The sequence below is a fragment of the Flavobacterium sp. CLA17 genome (assembly GCF_013112255.2).
GTDB classification, from domain to species: Bacteria; Bacteroidota; Bacteroidia; order Flavobacteriales; family Flavobacteriaceae; genus Flavobacterium; species Flavobacterium circumlabens.
Genome location: NZ_CP068294.1, coordinates 4,875,280 through 4,901,274, shown reverse-complemented (window position 1 = coordinate 4,901,274; position 25,995 = coordinate 4,875,280). Strand labels below are relative to the sequence as shown.

21 protein-coding genes are annotated in these 25,995 nt (G+C 34.7%); 5 read left to right on the top strand and 16 right to left on the bottom strand.

The annotated features are described in order from the left end of the window. Positions 1-202: 202 nt before the first annotated feature. Positions 203-1,390 (bottom strand): pyridoxal phosphate-dependent aminotransferase, encoded by a 1,188-nt coding sequence (locus HAV12_RS20165; RefSeq protein WP_171571195.1) that lies wholly within the window; start codon positions 1,388-1,390, stop codon positions 203-205. A 71-nt stretch (positions 1,391-1,461) separates the two neighbouring features. Beyond that, positions 1,462-2,559, bottom strand: coding sequence for an acyl-CoA desaturase (locus HAV12_RS20160; protein WP_171571194.1), 1,098 nt, complete (start codon positions 2,557-2,559; stop codon positions 1,462-1,464). 107 nt (positions 2,560-2,666) lie between these two features. Here HAV12_RS20160 and rsmG point away from each other — a divergent pair, with 107 nt between their 5' ends. Further along, positions 2,667-3,296 carry a 16S rRNA (guanine(527)-N(7))-methyltransferase RsmG gene (rsmG, locus tag HAV12_RS20155; RefSeq protein WP_089354210.1) on the top strand — a complete coding sequence of 210 codons (630 nt, stop codon included), beginning with the start codon at positions 2,667-2,669 and terminating at the stop codon, positions 3,294-3,296. Positions 3,297-3,484: 188 nt separating this feature from the next. Here rsmG and HAV12_RS20150 read toward each other — a convergent pair whose 3' ends face one another. From HAV12_RS20150 to HAV12_RS20130, 5 genes are all read right to left on the bottom strand, one after another. Continuing rightward, the gene (locus tag HAV12_RS20150) at positions 3,485-4,636 is read right to left on the bottom strand and encodes a thiol-activated cytolysin family protein (RefSeq protein WP_205423339.1); all 1,152 of its coding nucleotides are present in this window, start codon (positions 4,634-4,636) and stop codon (positions 3,485-3,487) included. A gap of 30 nt (positions 4,637-4,666) precedes the next feature. After that, the gene (locus tag HAV12_RS20145) at positions 4,667-5,518 is read right to left on the bottom strand and encodes a hypothetical protein (protein WP_132037751.1); all 852 of its coding nucleotides are present in this window, start codon (positions 5,516-5,518) and stop codon (positions 4,667-4,669) included. Between the two features lie 231 nt (positions 5,519-5,749). Further along, positions 5,750-6,454: a LytTR family DNA-binding domain-containing protein gene (locus HAV12_RS20140; RefSeq protein ID WP_171571192.1), complete on the bottom strand. Its 705-nt coding sequence runs from the start codon at positions 6,452-6,454 to the stop codon at positions 5,750-5,752. Between the two features lie 36 nt (positions 6,455-6,490). After that, the gene (locus HAV12_RS20135) at positions 6,491-7,657 is read right to left on the bottom strand and encodes an alpha/beta fold hydrolase (protein ID WP_171571191.1); all 1,167 of its coding nucleotides are present in this window, start codon (positions 7,655-7,657) and stop codon (positions 6,491-6,493) included. 1 nt (position 7,658) lies between these two features. Next, entirely contained in the window at positions 7,659-8,672 is a 1,014-nt protein-coding gene (locus HAV12_RS20130; protein WP_171571190.1) for a sensor histidine kinase, read from the bottom strand. Between the two features lie 587 nt (positions 8,673-9,259). Between HAV12_RS20130 and HAV12_RS20125 the strand changes: the two genes are divergently transcribed. The 3 genes from HAV12_RS20125 (at position 9,260) to HAV12_RS20115 (ending at position 12,862) form a co-directional block, all read left to right on the top strand. Then, positions 9,260-10,321, top strand: coding sequence for a sensor histidine kinase (locus tag HAV12_RS20125; protein ID WP_171571189.1), 1,062 nt, complete (start codon positions 9,260-9,262; stop codon positions 10,319-10,321). After that, the gene (locus HAV12_RS20120) at positions 10,318-11,034 is read left to right on the top strand and encodes a LytTR family DNA-binding domain-containing protein (RefSeq protein WP_171571188.1); all 717 of its coding nucleotides are present in this window, start codon (positions 10,318-10,320) and stop codon (positions 11,032-11,034) included. Before HAV12_RS20125 ends, HAV12_RS20120 begins: the two co-directional genes overlap by 4 nt. An 85-nt stretch (positions 11,035-11,119) precedes the next feature. Beyond that, positions 11,120-12,862 (top strand): CocE/NonD family hydrolase, encoded by a 1,743-nt coding sequence (locus HAV12_RS20115; RefSeq protein WP_171571187.1) that lies wholly within the window; start codon positions 11,120-11,122, stop codon positions 12,860-12,862. Positions 12,863-12,962: 100 nt separating this feature from the next. On the opposite strand, the gene HAV12_RS20110 is transcribed toward HAV12_RS20115, so the two are convergent. From HAV12_RS20110 to map, 8 genes are all read right to left on the bottom strand, one after another. Continuing rightward, positions 12,963-13,694: a hypothetical protein gene (locus HAV12_RS20110; protein WP_171571186.1), complete on the bottom strand. Its 732-nt coding sequence runs from the start codon at positions 13,692-13,694 to the stop codon at positions 12,963-12,965. A gap of 307 nt (positions 13,695-14,001) precedes the next feature. Then, positions 14,002-15,627, bottom strand: a complete 1,626-nt coding sequence (gene pruA, locus HAV12_RS20105; RefSeq protein ID WP_171571185.1) for an L-glutamate gamma-semialdehyde dehydrogenase — start codon at positions 15,625-15,627, stop codon at positions 14,002-14,004. Between the two features lie 153 nt (positions 15,628-15,780). Further along, a complete protein-coding gene (apaG, locus tag HAV12_RS20100; RefSeq protein ID WP_132037741.1) occupies positions 15,781-16,167 on the bottom strand; it encodes a Co2+/Mg2+ efflux protein ApaG in 387 nt (128 codons plus the stop codon). 81 nt (positions 16,168-16,248) lie between these two features. Then, positions 16,249-17,508 carry a DUF5103 domain-containing protein gene (locus HAV12_RS20095; protein ID WP_171571184.1) on the bottom strand — a complete coding sequence of 420 codons (1,260 nt, stop codon included), beginning with the start codon at positions 17,506-17,508 and terminating at the stop codon, positions 16,249-16,251. 67 nt (positions 17,509-17,575) lie between these two features. Next, positions 17,576-20,479, bottom strand: coding sequence for a DEAD/DEAH box helicase (locus tag HAV12_RS20090; protein WP_171571183.1), 2,904 nt, complete (start codon positions 20,477-20,479; stop codon positions 17,576-17,578). A gap of 155 nt (positions 20,480-20,634) precedes the next feature. After that, positions 20,635-21,408 carry a class I SAM-dependent methyltransferase gene (locus HAV12_RS20085; protein ID WP_171571182.1) on the bottom strand — a complete coding sequence of 258 codons (774 nt, stop codon included), beginning with the start codon at positions 21,406-21,408 and terminating at the stop codon, positions 20,635-20,637. Between the two features lie 81 nt (positions 21,409-21,489). Further along, the gene (locus HAV12_RS20080; protein ID WP_171571732.1) at positions 21,490-21,864 is read right to left on the bottom strand and encodes a GxxExxY protein; all 375 of its coding nucleotides are present in this window, start codon (positions 21,862-21,864) and stop codon (positions 21,490-21,492) included. 58 nt (positions 21,865-21,922) lie between these two features. After that, positions 21,923-22,741 (bottom strand): type I methionyl aminopeptidase, encoded by an 819-nt coding sequence (map, locus tag HAV12_RS20075; protein WP_171571181.1) that lies wholly within the window; start codon positions 22,739-22,741, stop codon positions 21,923-21,925. A 268-nt stretch (positions 22,742-23,009) separates the two neighbouring features. On the opposite strand from map, the gene HAV12_RS20070 reads away from it, so the two are divergent. Continuing rightward, positions 23,010-24,266 carry a DUF445 domain-containing protein gene (locus HAV12_RS20070; RefSeq protein WP_171571180.1) on the top strand — a complete coding sequence of 419 codons (1,257 nt, stop codon included), beginning with the start codon at positions 23,010-23,012 and terminating at the stop codon, positions 24,264-24,266. A 159-nt stretch (positions 24,267-24,425) separates the two neighbouring features. Here HAV12_RS20070 and gpmI read toward each other — a convergent pair whose 3' ends face one another. Then, positions 24,426-25,943, bottom strand: a complete 1,518-nt coding sequence (gpmI, locus tag HAV12_RS20065; protein WP_171571179.1) for a 2,3-bisphosphoglycerate-independent phosphoglycerate mutase — start codon at positions 25,941-25,943, stop codon at positions 24,426-24,428. Positions 25,944-25,995 lie beyond the last annotated feature (52 nt).

Genomic DNA, 25,995 nt, shown 5'->3' with positions numbered 1-25,995 from the left:
AGAATGGGAATTTTGAAAGTGAGTGTTTGTTTTGAAAATAAAATTTCCGTGTTTACCGATTTGGGTTAGGGATAGAAGCGGTATCCTTTTATGAAGAGCAACGAAATAAAAGATATAGCGGATAGACCGGCCGAAGGCAACCCCCCATAAAAAAAGCCTTAGGATTTCCTAAGGCTTTTGGTATATAAAACAGAAGTTTGAATTATGCCAAAGCTTCTTTGATTCTTTTTAATGCTTCTTTTAAGATATCGTCGCTTGTGGCGTAAGAGAAACGAATACAATCCGGATTTCCGAAAGCATCTCCTGTTACGGTTGCTACGTTGGCTTCAGCTAAAAGATACATCGAAACATCGTTTGCATTTTTAATTTCAGTACCTCTCAAAGTTTTTCCGAAGAAAGAAGAGACGTCAGGAAAAACGTAAAATGCTCCTTCCGGAACGTTGATTTTTACACCTGGAATTTCTTTTAACAGTCCAACCACTAAATCTCTGCGCGTGTGGAAAGCCTGAACCATGTGATTCAATACACTTGGATCAGCATCTACAGCCGTAATTGTAGCGCGTTGTGCCACCGAGTTTGCTCCTGAAGTTACTTGTCCCTGAATTTTTGTACATGCTTTAGCGATAAATTCCGGAGCTCCAATATAACCAAGTCTGTATCCTGTCATGGCGAATGCTTTTGCCACTCCGTTTACAGTGATTGTTCTTTCTAACATTCCCGGGATTGAACCTATGCTGCAGAAAGTTCCTGAAAAATTGATGTGCTCGTAGATTTCGTCAGCCACTACATATATATTTGGGTGTTTTTCTAAAACTTTTGCCAAAGCGGTTAGCTCTTCTCTGCTGTAAACAGATCCGGATGGATTACAAGGAGAACTGAACCACATCATTTTTGTTTTTGGTGTGATGGCTGCTTCCAGTTGTTCCGGAGTAATTTTGAAATCAGTATCTACAGACGTTGGAACTTCAACAGGAACTCCGCCGGAAAGTTTTACAATTTCGAAGTAAGAAACCCAGTAAGGTGCCGGTAAAATTACCTCGTCACCATCATTTAACATTACCTGCGCAACGTTGTATAAGGATTGTTTTGCTCCCGTAGAAACTACGATTTGACTTGGTTTGTATTCTAAATTATTATCTCTTTTGAATTTTCTGCAAATTGCTTCTCTTAATTCTAAATAACCTTCTACCGGTGAATAGGTACTGTAATTTTCATCGACTGCTTTTTTAACAGCTTCCTTAATAAAGTCAGGAGTATTAAAATCTGGTTCGCCTAAACTTAAACTGATGATGTCTTTTCCCTGTGCTTTTAATTCGCGTGCTAAAGCAGCCATTGCTAAGGTTTGCGAAGTCGCTAAGTTGTTGATTCTGTCCGAAAGAATATGATTCATTATAAAATTTTTGAATGTCCTTAATTATCTACGCTAACTAAGGAAGGTTAATTATTAATAGATTTTTTGGTTTATACGGATAATTCAGGTTTCATTCCAAGTTCTTTCAAATGCTTGTAATGTGCAAGAACAGCTCCTCTCATGGTTTTAAATTCATAATAAGGCAGGTTGCATTCTTTTGCAGTCTGTTTTACAATTTCAGCAATTTTAGTGTAGTGAACGTGACTGATATGTGGGAAAATATGGTGCTCAATCTGATGATTTAAACCACCGGTAAACCAATTGACAATTTTGTTTTTAGGAGCAAAATTGGCAGTGGTGTACAATTGGTGAATTGCCCAGGTGTTTTCCATTTCCCCTTCTTCATTCGGAATCGGATTTGAAGTTTCTTCGACTACGTGTGCCAATTGAAACACGATACTTAAAATTAATCCTGCAGTGTAATGCATTACGAAAAACCCAATAACCACTTTCCACCATGTTACGCCTAAAAGCATTGGCAAAGCCATCCAGATCAAAACGTATATTATTTTAGTGATTACTAAAACCGTCCATAACTTAGCAGGACTCTGAGGTGTTCCGTATGATAATTTTCTTCTCAGATAGTTTTTCATTTGCTTGAAATCGGTTGTTAGCGCCCAATTGAAAGTCAATAATCCGTATAAGAAAAAAGAATAATAATGTTGAAATTTATGAAAACGATGCCATTCTGCATTTTTTGTAAAACGAATAATTCTTCCCGCATCCAGATCTTCATCATGACCGTGAATATTGGTATAAGTATGGTGTAGTACATTGTGTTGTACTTGCCAGTTGTGTACGTTTCCGGCTAAAATATAAATACTTCCTCCCATGATTTTGTTAATCCATGATTTAGAAGAGTATGAACCGTGATTTCCGTCGTGCATCACATTCATTCCAATTCCGGCCATTCCGATTCCCATTAGAATATTTAATAATAATTGTGCCCAGAAAGGCATGTTAAGTGTTAGTATCAAAAAATACGGGGTCAGAAAAATGGCAAAAAGAATAATGGCTTTTAAATGCAGCTTCCAGTTTCCGGTTTTCTGAATGTTATTCTCTTTGAAGTAATTGTTTACTCGTGAGTTAAGGGTTCTGAAGAACTTCAGATTGTCTTGCTTGGCAAATGTTGGCGCAGTGTTATTCATAATTGTTTTAAATAGGTCTCAAAGGTAATTATTATAAATTTTCAATTTGCAAAATTGAGTTAAATATTTCAATCGTAAAGTATTACTTTTGTTAAAAAATTAGAGCAATGGACGAGATTCTGAAATATTTTCCTGATTTGACCGATATTCAAATCGAACAATTTCAAAAATTAGACTTTTTATACCACGATTGGAATGAAAAAATCAATGTTATATCCCGTAAAGATATTGATGCCTTATATACAAAACACATTTTGCATTCACTTGGAATCGCAAAAATAATGAAATTTGAACCGGGAGCAACTGTTTTGGATGTTGGAACCGGAGGAGGATTTCCCGGTATTCCGTTAGCGATTCTTTTTCCGGAAACGCGTTTTTACCTGATTGATGTAATTGCCAAAAAAATAAAAGTAGTTCAGGGTGTTGTTGATGCCTTAGAATTGAAAAATGTAAAGGCCGAACAAAAGCGTGCTGAATTGGTAAAAGGTGATTTTGATTTTATTGTAAGCCGTGCCGTAACCAATATGCCCGATTTTGTTTCGTGGATTAAAGACAAAATCAAAAAACAACACAAACACACGTTGAAAAACGGAATTCTATATCTTAAAGGTGGAGATTTGACAGAAGAATTAAAAGATTTTCCAAAAGCTACTTTATACGATCTGTCTACCATCTTTGAAGACGAATTTTTCGAAACCAAAAAAGTAGTGCATTTGCCTTTGAAGTTTACTGTTTAGGTATTCTCTGGACTATAAAATCTGAAAGATTTAATGAATTAAAAAGCCGAATTTGATTTCAAATTCGGCTTTTACTATTATGTATTAAGAATTGACTTTCAATAAAAAATCTTTTTTGATTTTGAAATTAAAAGACTCAGCGTAATAGTTAAATCCAGTCCTTTTAACGATTGGTTTATTAAAAATATTTAATTAGCTTTTAGTTCCTTGAATTGCTCAGTATACATATCTTTTACTTCCACTTCGGTATTGTCTTTTAATCTGCGTATTTTATATGATATTGGGGCTGATGATGAAACTAAATCTGAAGGAGTAGGAGCCTGTAAAAATTTTACAAAGCTACTATAATCGGTTACTTTTCCACCTAAAGCTAATGGACCTCCAACAATCATTATTTTTATTTTATTTTGTGCAAATAATTTTTTAAACTCTTCAGAGTAGTTCAGATCCAGACCAATATCTACAACTTTTAAGGCCACCCCGACAGATGCTTTTACCATTGTGTTATTATAAGACTCATTTTTAGTTGTCTCAATTAGTATGTAAGCAACCCTTCCATAATCTACATTACTTACATATACAGGTTCGTGTGTTCCAAAATTGTTAGCGCTGATATCTCCATCAATCCAATCGGTGTAATATTTTGGATCGATAGTCATGCTGTACAAACGTTGTCTGACTTTTACCATTACATAAGATTTGGTATTGGTTGAGCCACTATTTTGACTATAGCCAAAATTAGCTTTCACTAAACCTCCCAACACATTTACATTTAAATGCGCATCAAGTGCTTTTTTAAAACTGTCCCCAGTTGTTATTTCATCACTTTGATATTCATAATAAGTGGGAATAGAGGTATAATCAATTAAATTTTTATTTTTACTTATAAGACCGTTAATAACAGTGTTTACTTCACTGGGAGTTGGCAATGAGTTAGCACTAATTGATAAATCCCCTCTTAAAGACATAGATAAAGTGACAGGTTTAAATGCATTTTTTAGGACAAGAGGATCATAAGTTGCATTTATAAAACTTGAGCCGCGCAAGATACTTCCCGGGTAGATAACGTCTAAATTTGCTTCGTTTATAATAGAAAGCGGCGATAGATTTGTTTGTTTTTCTACAGTAGTAAGGTATACATACTCATTGTTTCCTGTAGTAGGGTTTAATTCTTGCACTCCTGTTTTTTTTGAGCTGATCGTTTTGTCCGGTTTAGTTACAAAAGTTACCGGTTGTAAAGAGTTTAAATTGCTCTCTGTGCTGTCTTTACTGTTCTCATTGCTGCAAGCAGTAAATAAAGTTGAACCAATCGCCAATGCTAAAACTATTGCGTGTTTCATTTGCTTTTTCATATTTTGGTTTTTAAGTTACTATTTCTGGATAAGGATTAAATTATTGTAATTAATAATGTTATCAGGTTCATGATTTCTTTTTTGTGTTATTTTAAGTTCGGATAATATCCAGTTCGGTACAACCTGGGCACCTTTCTGCGTGTTTATTTTCTCACTAAATGTCATTGGCTTATTTATAGAAATACTTCCATTGTATTTATTCCCGTTATATAATGCCACATATGTATTTTCTTTTGAGTCACTGTTGGTGAGATATGTATCGTTTGTTTGATCTCCATCGTCTATGATAAATTCGTAATAACGGCTGTGCTTCGAATTTGAAAACAGGGTAGAATTGTCCGTTTGTTCGTTCCATGTATACACTTCAATTTTTACAGCAGAAAATAGTATTTCCTGAGTAGATCCTGCAACATACTTGTTTGCTGACATTTTACGTAATTCGTATTGTTGTGTGAAATTCCCGGGATTTAAAATGGAAACAAAAAAGGAGGAATTAGGTCTTTTGATGATGATACTATCCTTAGTTTTCCTAATAAGAATACTGTCTTTTGCAGAAGAAATGATACCAGAAGCGGATACTTTTATTTCTTCCTGAAAATTATAGTCAAGTTTATTGCGCTGATGTTTTGTTACGTCTGTTGTAATTGGTTTAAGGACATATTGTACATCGGGACTAGTGTCAAAATCTTTGATTTTGACATCAAACTTCAGGAGCTCTCCGGTTTGAATATTGCTCCAGTCAATTCTTTCAATGTTTTTAGTTAAAATGAAATCAGCTTTATGATTTCGAATTTCTGATTTTGAAGAACGGTCTTCTGTACTACAAGAGAATAGTATTGCTAAATACATAAAATATAAATAGTTTCTCATTTTTTTATTTTTTTTTCAAAGAAATAACTATTTATTGTGTTCGATAGACCCGAAAGGACATTAAAATACTATAATAAGACAATTTTAAAAACTGGATGTAGTTGTAATGCTTCGGAGTATTCTATGCTTAAAAAGCAGAAACCCGAAAAGAATAGATATTCTTTCCGGGTTATTTTTTTTCAGTGTCGTTTGAAAATCGACTATTACTGGCAGCTATTTATTCAGTCTGCTTTATTTTAGAATAATTGTCTCTAAATGACTTAGCCAATTTTCTTTGTAACTATTTCCAATGGGAATTTCGATCGTATTTATTTCAACTTCATTTTTAGAATACGCGGTGAGTTTTTTGGTTTGAATAATAAAAGAACGATGAACTCTGACAAAATTAGCATCTAACAGTTTCTCAAAAACAGAAATATTTTGTTTGATATGATGTGATTTCCCGTTTTCTAGGTGAATGGTAATATAATCTTTCAGGCTTTCGATGTATAAAATTTCGTCAAATATAATTTTAATGTTTTTATTTCCGCTGGTCACAAAAATATGATTCTCGTTGGTTGGTTTTATTTCCTTTTTTGGAAGCTGTAACTGTTTGAATTTCTCTACTGAAACAAAAAAACGATCAAAAGTAATGGGCTTTAAAAGGTAATCGATCACGTTGAGTTCATATCCTTCAATTGCATATTCTCTGTAGGCGGTCGTAAAAATTACCTTAGGCGGATTTTTTAGTTTTTTCAGGAAATCATTTCCTTTTAATAAGGGCATTTCGATATCCAAAAAAATCAAATCGACTGTATTTGTTTCTAAAAAAGCATAGGCTTTTAAGGCATTTTCGAAAGAATCGACTAATTCAAAACTTTCAAAATTCACCAAATGGGAGGCAATTAATTCTCTGGCTAAAGGTTCGTCGTCAACGATAATACATTTGTATTTCATTTAAAAATAAAGGTTTTTTAATGTCTAAAATCTAATTTACTGTATTGGATTGTCTTTTGCCAATCTTTCTAAAACTTCTTTTCCGTTTTTATTTTCAGGATTTAATTCAACAGATTTCCGGTACATTTTTATCGCTTCTTCTTTTTGGTTTGTTTTTAATAAAGCTTCGCCATAACTGTCGTAAGCATTTGCACTTGCTGGATTTAATGTCAGATTTAATTTAAAAACGGCTGCTGCTTTTTGGTTTTCTTCTTTTCGTAATAAGGCGTAACCCCAGGTATTTAAATCATCTTCTGAATGATAAAAAGCCAGATCTTCCGCTTTTTCTTCATTACAAGCTGTTACAGCATATTGCAGCGCACGTTCCTGAATCTCTGCTTTTTGTTTAGACGCATTGGCATACATTTTTGCTATTGTAGTGATTACCAAAGGTGGATTGCCAACCCAGATCCCATGTCCGCAGTCATTTGCTGTAATGCCAGTAACGTTAGGATGGTTTTCTACATATTTTTTATGGCATTCTTTCCAGCGTTCAATTTCCTCAGGTGCTTTCAAAAAAGGAATTCCGTTTACAAAATCAACAACCGGAATATGCTGTGGAATTTCTATTTTGCTCATTATCCTGACTGTTTCAAGAATAGTGGCTGACATATAATAAGTTCCTTTGTTGTTTTTCTTCCATTCCGGAATCAGCTTTTCCTGTTTCGCTAATTCCTTTTCGATAACACCATCTTCAAAGTAGTTGTGATTCACATCAATAAGTACAATACCTTTCACCAATTTAGGATGTCTGGAAGAATAAAGAGCCGAAAGGTAACCGCCATAAGAATGTGATACCAATACGATTTCCTTATCATATCCCAGTTTTTTTAATCCGATTTCCAGATCTTCAATACTACTCATAATTCCGTGTTTGGAATCATCGGTTTGTAAAGTATCAATAGTACTTGTCCCAAATCCGGCACGATCGTAGGTGATCAGAGGGGCATTTGTTATGTTGGAAGTCTGATCGAGAATAGAATTCCAGACAGCGCCATTGTTTCCGCCACCGGAATCAAATAGTATTGGTTTCCCTGTACCTTTTACAATCTTAAAATGAATTTTATGATGACCAACATCAACCAGTGTATCTATGACTTTAGATTGACTCCTTGCAGCAAAAGTGCTGAAAATTAAAATAGAAATTAAAAAAAGGTTTTTCATATTAGGTGTTGAGATAAAGTTTGACTTTAAAACTGGTTTGTGTTTCTTCAATTTCCAGCTGATGTTTTTTCGGATACAATAAGTCCAGTTGTTTTCTCACGTTTTCGAGTCCAATTTGAGATTTGTCTGTAAGGAAAGCCGATTCATTTTGAGGTTTTGTGTTTTCAATACAAAATACAATCTGGTTCTTTTTACTTTCCAGATTCAATTGAATTTTGGCTTTTTCGGTTTCGTTTACGACTCCATGTTTAAAGGCATTTTCGATGAAAGTCAAAATTATTAACGGAGATATTGTATTGTTTTCTGAAATGTCTTTTGTAAACGAAATGTTTAATCTGTTTTGGTCATAACGAAGTTTTTCCAGGGCGATATAATTTTCAATTAAAGCAATTTCTTTTTCTATTGAGACATAATCCTCAGTGCAGCGGTAGAGAACAAAATCTAAAATCTCCGATAATTTTGCAATTACTTCAGGGGCTTTATCATCTTTTTTCAACGTCAGCGTGTAAAGATTATTTAAAGTATTGAAAAGAAAATGAGGGTTGAGCTGGTTTTTGAGGAACTTCAATTCCATTGATTTTTTTTCTTCCTCCAGTTTTAAAAGGCGTTGCTGCTTGCGGTTAAAACTGATAAACCCCAGGATGATAATAGGATAGGTGATAAAAGAAAACTCTCTGAAGATTAATTTAAAAGAAGTCAGTCTTTCGGGAACAGTCATTTTCTGACCCAGCCAGCCGTCAAAGAAAGCAGGGAACCTGGGTTGGAGATAGTAATATTTAAAAGTCATTAAAAGAGCAAAAACCAGATAAAGCCAACCCGTTGCGCTTACAATAAAAAGGAGATATTTCTTTTTATTAAGTGTCTGCGGAATAATCCAGTAAATCAATCCGTAGGCAGCCGTAACCTCGGCTAAAATTTTCCACATATAAATAAATGTGAAAACAAAATAAGTGTCTTCTTCAGACTTGCCGGAAATATATAAAAGCAAAAAAGAAATCCAATATACACAATGCATAAGGACTCTTTTTAAATCAAAGTTTTTCAGAAAAATCATATTCGGTTTTAAGTGGCGGCAAGATAATAAAATATAGGAACGGGTCTTCTTCGTCAGGATAAATAAGAGGATTTAGCTTCCGAAAATAACCCTTTAGCATACGAATGAACTATTCTTTGAAAATTTAGTATTTGAATGCTAAACCGGTGTTTTCATTTGCGTACACAACCGGATAAATATTTGAAGATTATATTCGATTAAAAATAAATAATCATGATTAAAATTATTCTGCTAATAGTCCTTTTTCTGGGAAGTAAACTGAATTAAAAACTGAATTTTAAAAGCCGAAAACAATTAAAATCGAAACAAGAAAATGTACATTTATCCAAAAGACAATATTTCGGTCATAATTTTAACCAACTCACAGGGTTTCCATCCGGAAGATTATCTGGAAGAAATCGCCTGTTTGTATCGTACAGAAAACAAATAGCTCCTGGCTATGCGAGTGCTAAATTTCATTCATCCCCTATTATTTTCCTTTCCTGTACTTTTATTTGTCCAGTCTGTATTAGAGAAATATCTTTACTACAGCATTAACAACTTTTATTTTGAAAATAGGTACAGGAATATCGGCATATTGGAAAATTCAGCTCACAGGATGGATTACGACTTCACTGTATTGGGGCATTTCGGCTTTTTTCAGCGGTAATTTTATTTGGAAAATAGGCATTGCAGATGTAATAATGGACGTATTTGTTGGTATTACACTGACCCATATTTACAGGAATTTTGCCTTAAAAAAAGGATGGAATAAAGTAAACCTGAAAACTTTAGTCCCAAAAATGGCAGTTAGTGTTTTAGTGCTTTCTTTATTATACATGTTTTTGATTGTAAGCAAGCTTTATCTGATACGCTTGTTTGTTCTACAAAGTAATCCGGTTTCATTTATCACGTTTTTTAAAGTAACACAAGTGCAGCTTTTTATCACGGGTATCAGACTCATGTCTATTTGGATATTGGCGTACCATCTGTACCATTATTCCAGGCTTGAAATACAAACGGTGAAAGAAAATGCACGATTGTCAGTCGCAGTACAAGAAGCACAACTCAATAACCTGAGTGCACAACTGAATCCGCATTTCTTTTTTAATTCTTTGAATACGATAAAATTCCTAATATTAGAAAATCCACATTCAGCCAGAAGAGCGATAGACCTTTTATCTGATTTACTAAGGAATTCCTTAAACGGGAACATTAAAACAGTAGTACCCTTAAATGACGAAATTAATCTTGTCAGAGACTATCTGGAATTAGAAAAAATACGATTTGAAGAGCGTTTGCAAATAGAAATCGAAACAAGCATTGATTTATCGAAACATTTAATCCTGCCTTTGAGTATTCAGTCCCTGGCTGAAAATGCAATAAAACACGGAATTGAAAAAAGAAAAGCCGGCGGATTTATTACTGTAAAAGTGGAAAAGGAAAACAATTTTATAAAAATCAGTGTTCAAAACTCCGGGAAGCTAAATAAAGAAAGTACAGATTCAGGTATCGGACTACATAACCTGAAAGAAAGGCTGTTGTTGCAATATAGCGAAAAGGCTTCTTTTGAAATTAAGGAAATGGAAGACGAAACGGTTTTGGCAACTATTTTAATACCGTCGAAATGAAAAAAATAAAAGTGATAATAGTAGACGATGAACGTTCATCGAGGGAAGAACTCAAAATAGCATTAAAGGAGTATGAAGACTTTGTTCTTACAGGTGAGGCCGAAAATGCCGATGAAGCAAAGGATTTGATTGAAACGACAATGCCTGATCTGATTTTTTTGGATATTCAGATGCCTGAGAAATCCGGTTTCGATTTACTGGAATCTTTGGATAACGTGCCGGCAGTATTATTTATTACAGCTTATAACCAATATGCGGTGCAGGCATTTGAAGTAAATGCACTGGATTATTTAATGAAACCTATACGGAAAGAACGTTTTGCAAAAGCAATTGAAAAAATAAGGAATACCATTACACCAAAATATTCTTTAGACAATGTAGCAAAAGACCGCAAAATTTTCATTAAGGATGGAGAGAAGCGATTCTTTGTCCGGATAGATGAAATTTACCGGATAGAATCACTTGAAAATTACACCAGACTCTATTTTGAAGGTAAAAAAGCACTGCAAAGACGTTCCCTCCGCCAATGGGAAGAGATACTGGATGAAAGTATTTTTTTCAGAATAAACAGAACCGAAATTGTAAATATTAAATATATACAGGAAGTAAACAGGGCAGTCAGCGGTAGGTTAGAAGTAAAACTAAAGACCGGAGAACTATTGGAAGTATCAAACCGGCAGGCGGTCAAATTCAAAAACCTCAATAGTATTTAATAAATAAAGTATTGAATCTTTATAATGCTTAAGCATAGCTGATAAAAGTAAAACCTAATTAGAAAACTCCGAAAAAAGCCGTTCGATGAAACCAATCTTAAATTTTGCATTCCTTATTTTAATACTATCAAACGCATTCGCACAGCAGACCAGTGTAACAAAATCAGAAGATTTAAAAACTGCTTATGATATTCAGGACAGTGTGATGATCAAAACACGTGATGGTGCTTTTATATCAGCGATCGTTGTTCGGAAAAAAGGAATGGTTACTCCTAAACCCGTTATACTTCAGTACACGATTTATGTACGGGACAAAGGGATAGATATTAAATCCTTAAAGGAAGCTGCTGATCATGATTATATAGGTGTAATTGCCTATACCAGGGGAAAACGATTCAGTACGGATGAAATATTTCCGTATGAGAATGACGGAAATGATGCTTATGATGTTATTGATTGGATCAGTAAACAAAAATGGTGTAATAGAAGCGTGGGAATGTATGGCGGAAGCTATAACGGATTTACGCAATGGGCAGCCTGTAAAAAAATGCATCCGGCACTTAAAACGATAGTGCCTTATGTGGCCAACAGACCCGGAATGGGGCTGCCGATGGAGAACAATGTTTTTGTAAATCCAAATTACGAATGGTCTTTTTATGTAGGGAACAATAAATATTTAGATACTCTTGCAGGGAATGACAGGCAGCGTTTCAGGAAGATGATGTTTAAATGGTGGGAAACCGGAACTGCCTACAAAAAAATGGATAGTATAGACGGTACACCAAACAAGCTTTTCCAGCGATGGCTGGAGCATCCCTCATTTGATGCCTATTGGCAAAAAATGGCTCCTTACGGAAAAGAATTTAGACAAATAAATATCCCTGTCTTAGCATTTGACGGCTATTATAACGACTCTCAAAATTCAGGTTTGTATTATGTAAGAGAACTGCAGAAATACAATCCGCAAACTCCGGTATATGTAATTATTGGACCCTACGGTCACTTTGGTACGCAAGTTGGCGGTGAAAGTGAATTGTATGACTACAAAGTTGATTCAATAGCATTATTCAATATAAAAGAAATAACCTATCAGTGGTTTGATTATATTTTAAAAAACGGTACTAAACCTGAAATGCTGAAAGATAAAATCAACTATGAAGTGATGGGAGCGAATGAGTGGAGAAGTGCGCCTTCTTTGGATAAAATGCATAATAGTTTCCTAAAGCTGTATTTGACCGATAGCAAATCAGGAAAATTTTACACCTTGGAGGACAGGAAACCAATTCAAAAAAAATACCTGTACCAGGAGGTTAATTTTGCGGACCGGCAAACACAGAATAATGAATATTATCCGGATCCGATTATTAGGAAAGAAATTGATACCAGTAACGGATTTGTTTTTATAAGTGAACTGCTCAACGAACCCATGTTGATTAATGGTTCGTTTTTAGGGGAAATAAAAGCAAGTATCAACAAAAGAGATATGGACATTGGCGTTACGCTATATGAAATAATGCCAAATGGAGAATATTTCCATTTGTCTTATTTTTTAGGTCGTGCGAGTTATGCTAAAGACAGTACGAAAAGAAATTTGCTAAAACCAGATACCATAGAATCAGTTCCTTTTTCGAATACGCATCTGGTAAGTAAACAACTGAGTAAAGGAAGCCGTTTAGCTGTTGTTATAAATGTCAATAAAAATCCCTTTTCGGAACTCAATTACGGCACTGGAAAAGTCGTGGCAGAAGAAACCATAAAGGATGCGAAAGAACCTTTAAAAATAAAATGGTGCACGGATAGTTTCGTGAAGATTCCAATTTTAAAATAAATACTAAATCCAATAAAACCCCACCAGTTTTTATACTTGTGCGGTTTTATTGGATTTAATCTTTTAAAAGATATACCCGCATTATATTTTATTGTAGAGTTTATCCATTTATAAACTTTTTGTTTTTGCTGCAAAATGGATTTGCTTCGTAATCTATATTTAAAATAAAATCATTTAATGCTGATTTTGTAGCTTCATTACAATTGTTAAACATGGGTTCGAAGAAAAATTCACGACAAATAAGTGCTTCACCGGACGAGTCGTAAACGGCATCTTCAGAAAATGGAACTTCTGGATTTTGGTTTGGAAATTGACTGACAAGCTTAGAAATTGTGCCTTCAAACCATTTGTCAAATTTCTTTCTCTTAGGCGCTACATGTCGCACTAATAGCACTAATCCAACCAATTCACTCTGAAGCATAAAGGATCTTTTTTTGTACAAAACATCAATCATCCTGACATTCATAAGCGCAATCCATATCGGGCCGTTTATAAAACCGGAAGCAGGAATGTCTAATTCTGCATCAAAGAGCAGTGGTTTGGTGTCTTCAGGATTTTCAACAGAATACCACAATGATTCAATTCGGTGGTGTATGTCATCAGACATTGTGGTGTAATCTTTAAAATACCAGTAAACCCATTCGAGCAAGGAGGCAGTCAGGCCTATTGCGGCTTTGTGGCCAATTTTGTTTAGTGTATTGTCCAGTTCATCATTTCCTTCAAAAGGATCTAATAATCCTAACATGATTTTTTCATTCCACTTGTAATCAATAATGTGGTTCATACACTTTGATTTTTGAATTACTTCGGGTACTTTTTCTAAATTTCTCATATTCATACTCATTTGTTAAAATTAATTTCAGTTTATAAACATTGTATAATCCTACACAGATGTTTAGTTTTAGAATCAGGGACAAAATTATCCTTAGTAATCTTTTGAATATGTCTGTAAAAGCTTTTAAAATAATAAAATAAGGTTTTTTTTTGATTATAAATGATTAATTTTTAACAAAATAAGAAAAGGATTACATATTAATTAGAGTTAAAAACTAAGTAAGAAATAATTTTAAATAAAAAACCCGCAAATTTCAAATGCATTGAAACTTACGGGTTTGTAATTATTGGTGTTTTCTAGAATATTATCCTAAAAACGGGTATCTGTAATCTTCCGGAGTTACAAATGTTTCTTTGATCGTTCTTGGAGAAGCCCAACGTAATAAGTTCAATGCAGAACCTGCTTTGTCGTTAGTTCCTGAAGCTCTTGCTCCACCAAAAGGCTGCATTCCTACAACAGCTCCTGTTGGCTTATCATTGATGTAGAAGTTACCGGCAGCATTCTGCAATTTGGTAGTTGCTACTTCAATCGCATAACGATCCTGGCTAAATACAGCTCCGGTTAAAGCGTACTCAGAAGTAGTATCAACCAGTTCTAAAGTTTCTTCCCATTTGGCATCTTCGTACACATAAATAGTCATTACAGGTCCGAATAATTCGGTTTCCATTGTAGTATATTTAGGATTTGTAGTTACAATAACCGTTGGCTCAATAAAGTATCCTACAGATTTATCATAATTTCCTCCAACGATGATTTCAGCATCAGCATCTTTTTTAGCCTGATCAATATAACTGGCCAATTTATCAAAAGAACCTTCGTGAATTACTGCTGTAATAAAGTTTCCGAAATCTTCCGGAGAACCCATTTTAAAAGATTTTACATCAGCAATTAATTGTTCTTTAACAGCCGGCCATAAACTTTGCGGAATATAAGCTCTTGACGCCGCAGAACATTTTTGGCCCTGATATTCAAATGCACCACGACTAATTCCGGTTGACACTTGTTTTGCCTTAGCGCTTGGATGTGCAATGATAAAATCTTTACCACCAGTTTCACCAACAATTCTTGGGTATGTTTTATAGTTGTGAATGTTTGCCCCAATTTTAGCCCAGATATCTTTAAATACATGAGTAGAACCTGTAAAGTGAATTCCTGCAAAATCACGACTTGCCAAAACAGTATCAGTAATCATTAAAGCATCACCAAAAACAACGTTGATAACGCCATCCGGAACACCCGCTTCTTTAAAAACTTCGATAATGATTTGTGTAGAAAATACCTGGCTGTCACTTGGTTTCCAGATTACCACGTTACCCATCATAGCGGCACTGGCAGGAAGATTTGCAGCAATTGCAGTAAAGTTAAAAGGTGTGATTGCGTAAACAAAACCTTCAAGGGGTCTGTATTCTAAACGATTCCAAACCGTAGAATCTGATTTTGGCTGATCGTTGTAAATTTGCGTCATGAATTCTACGTTGTAGCGTAAAAAGTCGATCAATTCGCAAGAGGCATCAATTTCTGCCTGATGAATATTTTTAGACTGACCGATCATGGTTGCAGCATTAATGCGGGCTCTGTAAGGACCGGCGATAAGTTCTGCTGCTTTTAGGAAAATAGCTGCACGTTGTTCCCATGCCATGTTTGCCCAGGCTGTTCTTGATTCAAGAGCATTAGCAATCGCTTTTTCGATATGTTGTTTTTCAGCTAAGTGGTAAGTTCCTACGATATGTTTGTGATCGTGAGGAGCTGATATTGTTTTCGTATTTCCAGTTTTAATTTCTTCACTCCCAATATATAAAGGAACATCAATTTTAGAGTTCCACATTGTAGTGTAAGCTGCCTGAACAGCTGCTTTTTCTGGTGAATTGGGTGCGTATCCTTTTACTGGTTCGTTTACCGCTTTTGGTACATGAAAGAATCCTTTTAGCATGTTATTTAAAATTAGATAATTAGACAATTTAACGGTTAGAAAATTTGATTTGTTACGAATAATCTAACGCTGCACAAAAGTACAAAGGATAAATTAATAATTTGATAGTTTTGTGAATAAGATAACTATAAGAAATATAGTTTTAACTTAGATTTAATTTAAAGCAAACGGAGCACACATCCTGAAGGTAGGAACGATAACTTTGAATGTTTTTGTAGTGGTAAAATTAATCATATTAAAATGACCTTTCATGGCTCCGTAAGGAGATGATAATAAACAACCGGAACTGTAAGTGTGATTTTCTCCAGGTTTTAAAACTGGTTTTTTACCAATAACACCTTCGCCGTCAACTACTTCAATATCATTTAAGGAATCGAAAATTTCCCAGTGACGAGACGTCAGCTGAACAGAATCTTTACTGTGATTTTCAATTGTGATAACGTAACTAAAGGCAAAATGAATCTTGTAGTTTTTGAAGTAAGTACCTTCAAAACTAGTTAAAACAGATATTTTTATGCCTCGTGTTATCTGAGAAACCATACTAACGTAGTATATATGTGTGTGTTATAGTTGCAAACTTACAAAAAAAAATCCTTTGACCGAAATCCTTTAACAATGTTTTTAATTGGTGATATTGACGGAGTTAGCAGTTCCTTTTCCAATAACTCTTTCATAACGATCCGAACTTTGCTTGTAATAAACCAATATGATGTAGTCATTTTCGGTTTGGTAGAAGTTTCCGTCAATCGCATTTTCATAATCAATAACTCCTTTTTTATCCGCAATCTGATATTCAAAATTGGTAAAACCCTGTTTGATCATCACGGCTTTTTCGTAAACCCCTTTATCGGCATTGTAATCCATTTTGTATTCCGGAGTTAAACTGTAATTGTTAAACATGCCCGTTATGTAAATGTCTTTATTTAATCTAAAAGCAGGGGCAGAAAGTGTAAAATAGACCCAGGCATAATCAGCTTCAATCTGGTTATTGGACCCGTTTATATTTTTAACCACAAAGTTTCCGTTTACATCCTGATTCAAAGTATAAATCTGATTGGCTCTTGCCTGATTGGTATATAAGTAAGAATTGTAAATATCACTGTTAGAACCCACTTTTCCAACATTGTTGCTTGCTGACCGGATGTCTTTATTCTCAAAATACAGAAATTCATTTCCGGCCCAGAATTGTGTTTCTTTATCGTACTTGTAAACCAATTGGTTTCCGAGAGTGTATTGTGGTACAATGTTTTTAATGGTCGTGTTAAAATCTCCATTTTGCAGCAAAAGCACTTTTACATTTTGCAAAGGATTCTGAAAAACAATATCATTAGAGAGTATGGCAAAATCAAGATTCTGTTTATAATCGATATTGGTGAGGTTTCTTGTCCTTTTTACCTGAGCAGTTACGGTCGAATGCTCTTCATATAAAATGAATTTTCTCGAAAAAACCACATCTTTATCCTCATTCAGGATTTTTAAAATGTAATTGCCTGAAATTCTTAATTGCGTTGTAAACTGGTTGGGGAAAGCAAGTCGGTAATGCGAATAAATCTGAAGTGTATTGAAGGAATTGGAATAATCAGTAATCCTTTGATTGTCAAAACCAAGAACATAATCCGTTTTCGGAATATCGCTTGGTTTCCAGTTGTAATCGCAATGGGTGATATCAAAATAATAATTGGCTTCACTGCCAAATAAGTCATCAAACTGGAGTTCAAAAGCAGAACCCAATTCAAATATCGGAATAACATTCGCACCATTCTGAACAAACGAAACCGTTTTAATATTGTAGGGAGGCGGAACTTCGTTTTGTACTTCCTGTGCAGTCACCGAAGCAAAAAAGAAAAACAAAAGTAGGTTCTGAAACAAAAATTTAGGCATCTTATTAGGTTGTAAGATTGTAAATATAAGAATTTATGCCACGTAATGAGAGGCGAGCTGCAATTTATTAAGAACCCAGAATGTATTCCAGATTAGCTTCGATTTCATCATTAATATAGCTTTCTTCTAAAAGCGAATCAGACAATAGCTTTTTGTTTTCCTGGAGTTTGATTATTTTTTCTTCGACTGTGTTTTTCGAAATAAACCGAACAACATTTACTTTATTTAATTGTCCAATTCGATGCGCCCTTCCAACTCCTTGTTTTTCAGCAAAAGGATTCCACCACGGATCCAGGAACAAAACATAGGACGCTTTGGTGATGTTCAGTCCGACACCACCTGCTTTCAGCGAAATAAAAAACAGCAAAGGCTCTTCGTTTTCCTGAAACAGACTGACCTGCTGCTCTCTTTTTCCGGCAGGAGTGGCACCTGTAATTTCACAAAATGCGATCTTATTTTCTTTGCACCAGTTGGTGTAAAAATTCAAATTAGTAACAAACGAGCTGAAAATGATCGTTTTTTGTTTCTCTTTTACTAAAGTTTCCAAATAATTAGTGACTGCTAGATATTTTCCGGAATCAATTTCCGAATCCTGATCTACCATTTTTGGATGATTGCTCAGTTGTCTTAACTTCATCAGCGTGTTGATGATACTAATTTTGTCAGACGTTGATCCGTCTGTCTTCAGTAAAAAATTCCGTGCTTTAGATTTTTCTTCTTCATATAACTTTTCCTGTTCAGGATCCATATTGCAGTAATAAATCTGTTCAGACAGTTCAGGTAAGTCTTTTAAAACCTGTTCTTTGGTTCTTCTTAAAATATAAGGCTGAATAAGGTTTTTTAATTCAGATAAACTATTTTCGTCCTGCTTTTTCTCAATCGGAATTTTAAAATTTTCTGCAAAAAAGGAATAACTGCCCAGAATATCCGGATTTATAAATTGCATTTGAGACCATAAATCATCCAGTGAGTTTTCGATAGGCGTACCACTCAGCGCCATTTTATGAGCCGTATTTATTTTATTAATGGCTTTGAAAATTTTAGAATTTTTATTTTTGATGTACTGACTTTCATCCAGAATTAGATAGCGGAAATTGTATTTTTCCAAAATTGAAATATCGCGATGAACAATGTTGTAGCTCGTAAAAATTAAATCTGACGCTTCCAGTCTGTTCAGCAATAGTTTCCTGTCGTTACCAATATATTGCATTTTTGAAAAATGCGGTGTAAATTTCCTGGCCTCGTTATACCAGTTAAAAACCAATGAAGAAGGCAAAACAATCAAAGCTTTTAAAGGTTCTCTTTCAATAACAGTTTCGTTTTGAAACAAATCAAAATTTGTGGTTTTAGTTGTAAATCCTAACTGTTCCTGTACGGCAACCAGAACCGCTAAGGTTTGTAATGTTTTTCCAAGTCCCATATCATCAGCCAGACAAGCGCCTAAATTAGAATTAAAATGGCCTAAAAGCCATTTTACGCCATCGATCTGATAAGGCCTTAAAGTTGCTTTCAGCAAATCAGAAGAAGTATATTCTGCTTTGTGAATTAAATCTTTTTTGATTTCCGGAATCGTATCCAAAGCAGCAAAATTACTTTTACGCAAAAGGAGATTTCCGTTCTCTGTTTTCGCCAGTTTTGCCAATGCGCTATATTTGCTGAGCCATTCTGAAGGAATCAGAAAATAACTTCCGTCAGGTAATAGAAACAGCCTTTCTTTGCTTTTTATGTTCGGGATAATTTCACTGAAATTAATCGTGCAATTTCCAATCGTAATGATGATTCGGATGTCAAACCAATCTTCTTTTATTTCTTCTCTTGAAGCTGAAATGGTATAGTTTTCTGTGCTGATTTCCCTGCTTTCCAGTTTTAAATTCTCTATTGTAAACCCTAAACTTTCCAGTTCTTCCTTATAATCAATAATCCATTGAATATTGGAATAAGGATCATGAATTTCCGCATCAGGATTAGATCCAAATAATTCGTTTTTGACTTTTGTTAAACCAATTTCAAGTAATTTATCGGTATATGAAATTTCATCAGAACTGCGTTTAAACTGAATTATTTTGGGTTCATTGGCAACGCTGAAATCGACAAACGAATGTGTTTTTTTAGTTTTACCGGCCTCAAATACATAACCGTTATAATCAAAATAAAGGTTGAGGTAATAACAGTTTTTAAAAAAATCATAAACCGGCTGAATCGTGCAGGAAATGATTTTATCCCGATGTTCAATTTCGAAACCGGTGGCTTCGATATCTATTTTTTTGGCTATTTGCGGAATGAAATTTTTAAAATAATCATCGACTAATTTTGAAGGTATTTCGATGGATTGTTTCTTTAAAAAAGGAGAAATTTTTTTAGAATTAAGTTCTTTTAAGTGGCCTAACTTTTTGTCGATAATCAACCATCCAGGCTCATCCAGCAGCGCCTCTACATTACAATTCATGGGAAAGAATGTAGTTTCGTTTTCTTTTAAGGATAAAGTATACGTAATTCCGTCGGCATGTTTGTCAAATTGAATCTGAGGTTCGAAATAAAGTGGATTCGTAGCAACCCTCGAGCGATAAAAATCCTTTTCAGCTCCCATGTTTACAGATAACGGAAAATGTTCCTGTACAATCAGGGTGTAAAATGAATCTAAATTTATTTTTAAATGCTGACGAATTGCAAAATCAATTTTGGAATCTTTTTGCAGGTCAGCAATTGTTTTTGCGGACTTGATTTTTGCACTGAATTTTTTGAAAATAAATTCAGGTTTTAAGGCTTCGCAAATCGTTAGTATTTTTTTTGTATTGGAATCTAAATTTTCAAAAATGATTCCAAAACTTTCCAGCACATCCGTAGTTGCTTTTTTATTCAAATACTTAATTTCATTGGTGTTTTCAACGATATAAGCGGTTGGAGTATAAACATTCAGATTTTTTTCAAAACTGATGTCAAAACAAAACTGAAATGATTTTGAAAGTTCCAAGGGTAATAATTTAAATTCTGTTGGAATTGGAGAAAGTAATTTAGTTTTGTAACCATATAAGTGATATAAGTTTATTTAAATTTGAAGCAGAAAGCTTTAAATCAAATGCTTGTAATTTCTTATATCACTTATATGGTGAAAAAAAATCGAATTATTTAGTTTTCCTGTTTGAAGCAAAGCGGAATGATTTCGCCTTTTGCCAGACAATATTTTTCTACCAGTTCGGGTGATATTTTATGCGTATAATCTTCTTCGATTACGATAAAACCAATACTTCTTAATTTGTCAAAATAATCGCGGCCGTATACACGAACGTGATCGTATTGTCCGAAAATTGCAGCACGTTCTTTCTGATCTGTGATGGAATCATCAGCAAACGTAGTCGCTCTTGATAAATCCTGCGGAATCTGAAGAATTGCCATTCCGCCCGGTTTCAGTACGCGGTACAATTCCTGCATGGCTTTGGTGTCGTCCGGAATGTGCTCTAAAACGTGATTGCATAAAATCACATCGTATTCATTATCCTTAAAAGGTAAATTACAAATATCTGCTTTTACGTCTGCCAAAGGCGAAAGTAAATCAGTTGTAGTATAATCAAGATTTTTCTGCTTGCGGAATCTTTTATAAAAAGCCTGTTCCGGAGCAAAATGCAGCACTTTTTTTGGAGCTGTAAAAAAATCAGTCTGATCGTTTAAATACAGCCAAAGCAAACGATGTCTCTCTAATGACAAGGTGCTTGGCGAAAGTACATTCGGACGTTGTTTGCTATATCCATAAGGCAAAAACATCCTGAAACTTTTTCCGTCAATCGGATCAGTATATTTATTCCCTTTTAACGAAAGAGCCAAAATCGGACGGGCCACGTAACTCAAACGAATTAATAATGGACGTGGTATTGTGTTAAGTACTAATTTAAAAAGTTTCTTCACGGTTAAATAAATTTGAACACGAATTTCACAAATTAACACAAATTAATTGCATGGGTGAAATTTCACGAACCTTGATTGGGGTTAAAGTATTATTCTTTTATATGTAAGGCTATCTTCTCCAAAATTGATTAATAAACCTAGTTTGTTTTTTGATGCAGCTAAATAATTCAGTGTTTGTTTAATTTCACTTGTTGACAGTGCTGCAATTGCTTTTAATTCTAAAATAATTTCATCATAAAGAACAAAGTCTGCAAAATAATAGCTTGGTAATATAATGTCTTTGTAGGCGATGTTATATTTTAATTCTCGTTTATAAGGAATTTCATTTCTTTGAAACTCATATTCCAGAGCATCACTATAAACTTTTTCACTATGTCCTTTTCCTAAAATTTTATGGACTTCCATGCAAATTCCAATAATTTTATAAGACTCTTCTTTTAAATATAATTCACTCATCATTCATTTAGTGAAATTTCGACAAAATATTATTTCGTGCTAATTTGTGGAATTTGTGTTATAATACCAACGGCACTTGTCTAAATTCATCTTCTTCAGTACTTTCGATTCCTAAAGCTTTATAGATGTAATAGAAAGTCGATAAAATTTCCGGTTTTCCATCAATCAGGGCAACGTCGTGTTCGAAATGCGCACTTGGTTTTCCGTCAGCAGTCAGGATTGTCCAGCCGTCTTTTAGTTGTTTGATGTTTCTTGTTCCCATGTTTATCATCGGTTCAATGGCAACCACCATTCCTTCTACAAAAAGTTTTCCGCGGCCACGTTTCCCGTAGTTTGGCATCTCCGGTTCTTCGTGCATTTTCTGTCCTAAACCATGACCAACCAATTCGCGAACAACGCCGTAACCATGAGACTCTGTATATTTTTGAATCGCATTTCCAACATCTTCCACGCGATTTCCGGCTTTAAATTCTCTGATACCAACGTAAAGAGATTCTTTGGTAACTTGTAAAAGTTTTTTAGTTTCCGGAGCAACGTCTCCAATTTCAAAACTATAGGCATGATCTCCGTGATATCCATTTTTGTAAGCACCGCAATCTACAGAGATAACATCGCCGCTTTTTAAAGGGGTATTGTTAGGGATTCCGTGTACAACCTGTGCATTCGGACTCATACAAAGTGAATTCGGAAAATCATATAAACCTAAAAAACTAGGTGTTGCACCGTGATCACGAATGAATTCTTCGGCTAATTTGTCAAGATATAATGTGGTAACGCCTTCCTTAATTTCAGAGGCAATCATTCCTAATGTTTTAGAAACGATCAAGGCACTTTCGCGCATTAATTCAATTTCTTCACGTGATTTTACAATAATCATAATTTCGGATTTTCAGTTCGCAAAAGTACAATTTTAATATAAATTTTTCGTCACGAATTTCACGAATTAGCACGAATTGAATATTAATAGAAAAATTGAATTCAGAAATTACATTGCATTTAAAATTCACACCTTAAATAATTTATTGGAAATTAATGAAATTCGTGGCGGACCTTTTTAATTTTCATTACTTTCCTTAAAAACTCAATGCTTTTTCAGCGTATTATTTAACAGAAAAATGTAAATTAGTAATAAAAACATTTCAATAATGAAAACTACTGTTGATCAGGAAAATATATCCAAAGAAAAAGCTCTTAAAAGCATGAAGAGAAATGCTCTGGCACTTTTAGGTGTTGCAGTTCTTTTGTTTATCATCGCTATTTATTTTAAAATTCCGATGCTGCAGGCTTTTAGCGAAGCCGCAATGGTAGGAGGAATTGCCGATTGGTTTGCTGTCGTTGCCTTATTTCGCCATCCGTTGGGAATTCCGATTTGGCATACGGCTATTATTCCCACGAAAAAAAATGAGATTGGGGAGAATCTGGGAAATTTTGTTTCGGAAGAATTCCTGAATCGTGAAAAATTAGAAATTAAACTGGAGGAATTTAACTTTGCTACAAAAGCTTCCGATTGGTTATCGCAGGAAGAGCATGCAAATAAAATTGCTGATTTAGTTGTCGTAAACATCATTCCCGGCATTCTGAAAACCATAAAAGATGAAGATGTAAAAAGATTTATACAGGTACAGTTTGCTGCAAAACTGGAATCTATAAATTTTGGGAACTGGGTCGCGCTGGCTCTGGAACCTTTGCAGAAAGGAAATGTAAAAGACCAGTTGCTGACCAATCTTCTGGAAGTAATGAGTGGCGAATTGAGTAATAATAAAGACCTGATTCGAAAAAAAGTAAAAGAATCAACCCCTTTTCTGAGTTTTGGCTTAGCCGATAAAAGTATTTCAGAAGGGGTTTTTAATGGATTACAGGATTTCCTGGATGAAGCTAAAAATCCGGAAAGTGACATTAGGATTAAAATAGACGAATACGTTTATAATTTTCTGGATAAAGTTAAAAACTCTGAAGAAATGAGAGTGAAAATCAATACGATGATTATGGATTTTGCCGGAAAAAAAGAAGTTCAGGAGTATGTCAACGGAATTTGGGATGAGATTAAACTATCGATAACGAATGATTTAGAGAAAGGGGATGAGTCTTCCATTAAAAAGAATCTTTCCAGTTTGATTCAAAGTTTTGGAAACGGACTTAAAGAAGATCAGGTGATGATTGACAAAATCAATAATTTCATCAAAAACGATTTGTTGTCGGTTCTTCTGAATAACAAAAAAGTAATTGGAGACCTGATATCCTCTACAGTGAAAAGCTGGGACGGAAAAGAAGTTTCTGAAAAATTAGAATTAGAAATAGGGAAGGATCTTCAGTATATAAGAATCAACGGAACTTTGGTGGGCGGATTAATTGGTATTATCATTTATAGTGTCGAATGGATGTATCACCATTTTTTGGTTTAATACCTTTATTTCAAGACACGAATGTCAGGCTGAGCGAAATCGAAGCCCTTTTTGTATTAAAAGCCTTTGACTTCGCTCTGGGTGACATAACGTAATGATAGAAACAAAAAAGAGACAAATTATAAAACTTGTCTCTTTTTTTATGCTTCAAAGTATTTTTTACAATAGCGAATGACAAGTCATCGCAGCTGGTTGCTGAACGCCCATTAACTCTAAAATAGTGGGAGCGATATCTCCTAAAACACCATCGTTGATATTTTTCAGTTGTTTGTCAACCAGAATAATAGGCACCGGATTTGTCGTGTGTGCGGTATTCGGGCTTCCGTCAGGGTTAATCATGGTTTCACAATTTCCGTGATCGGCAATAACAATCGTGGTGTAATCATTGGCCAAAGCAGCTTCGATCACTTCTTTTACACAGGCATCAACAGCTTCACAAGCCAGAATTGCAGCACTCATAATTCCCGTATGGCCAACCATGTCACCATTAGCGAAATTCAGACAGACAAAATCAACCTCACCTTTGTTTAATTCAGGAACAAGGGCATCTTTAAGCTCGAAAGCGCTCATTTCCGGCTGTAAATCGTAAGTGGCTACTTTTGGAGAGTTTCTTAAAATCCTTGATTCGCCTTCAAACGGCGTTTCTCTTCCTCCCGAAAAGAAAAATGTCACGTGCGGATATTTTTCTGTTTCAGCAATACGAATCTGTTTTTTACCCGCTTTCTCTAAAACTTCACCCAGCGTTTCGGTAATATTGTCTTTATTGTAAACCACTTTTACGTTTTGATACGTTTCATCGTAGTTGGTAAGCGTAACATAATACAAGTTTATTTTGTGCATGTTTTGCTCGTGAAAGTCATGTTGCGATAAAGCTTCTGTAAGTTCGCGCCCTCTGTCAGTCCTGAAATTGAAGAAAATGACAACATCACCTTCAATAATAGTTGCCAATGGTTTTTCCTGCTCATCTACCATTACAATTGGTGCAATGAATTCATCAGTTACATGGTTGGCATAACTGTCAAGAATGCTTGCAACGGCATTGTGAGAGGGAGTTCCTTTTGCATTTACCAGCAAATCATAAGCCAGTTTTACACGTTCCCAACGCTTGTCTCGGTCCATCGAATAGTAACGGCCAATGATAGAGGCGATTTTTACCGGAGTATCTTTAATATAATCTTCTAAATCATGAAGGTATTTTGCACCCGATTTCGGGTCAACATCGCGACCATCTGTAAAAGCATGAACAAAAACATTTTCTAAACCATATTCCTGCGAAGCATCAATTAAGCCACGTAAGTGAGAAGTATGAGAGTGAACGCCTCCGTCTGAAACTAATCCTAAAAAATGTACTTTTTTATTATTTTCCTTAGCATAGGTAAAAGCATCAACAAGAACTTGTTCTTTAGCAAGTGTCTGGTGTGCTACCGCTAAATTTATTTTGGCTAAATCCTGATATACAATTCTTCCTGCTCCAAGATTCATGTGACCTACTTCGCTATTTCCCATTTGCCCTTCAGGCAGACCAACGTTTAAACCATCAGTTCTAAGTTGGGCGCTGGGATAATTTCGGTAAAGACTGTTTATAAAAGGAACATTTGCATTGTCTATTGCAGATACTTTAGGGTCAGGAGATTTTCCCCAACCATCTAAAATCATAAGGATTACTTTCTTGTTCATTATTTTTTTGTTTTCTACAAAGATAAACCATTTATAAAATGCGCAGGTAAGC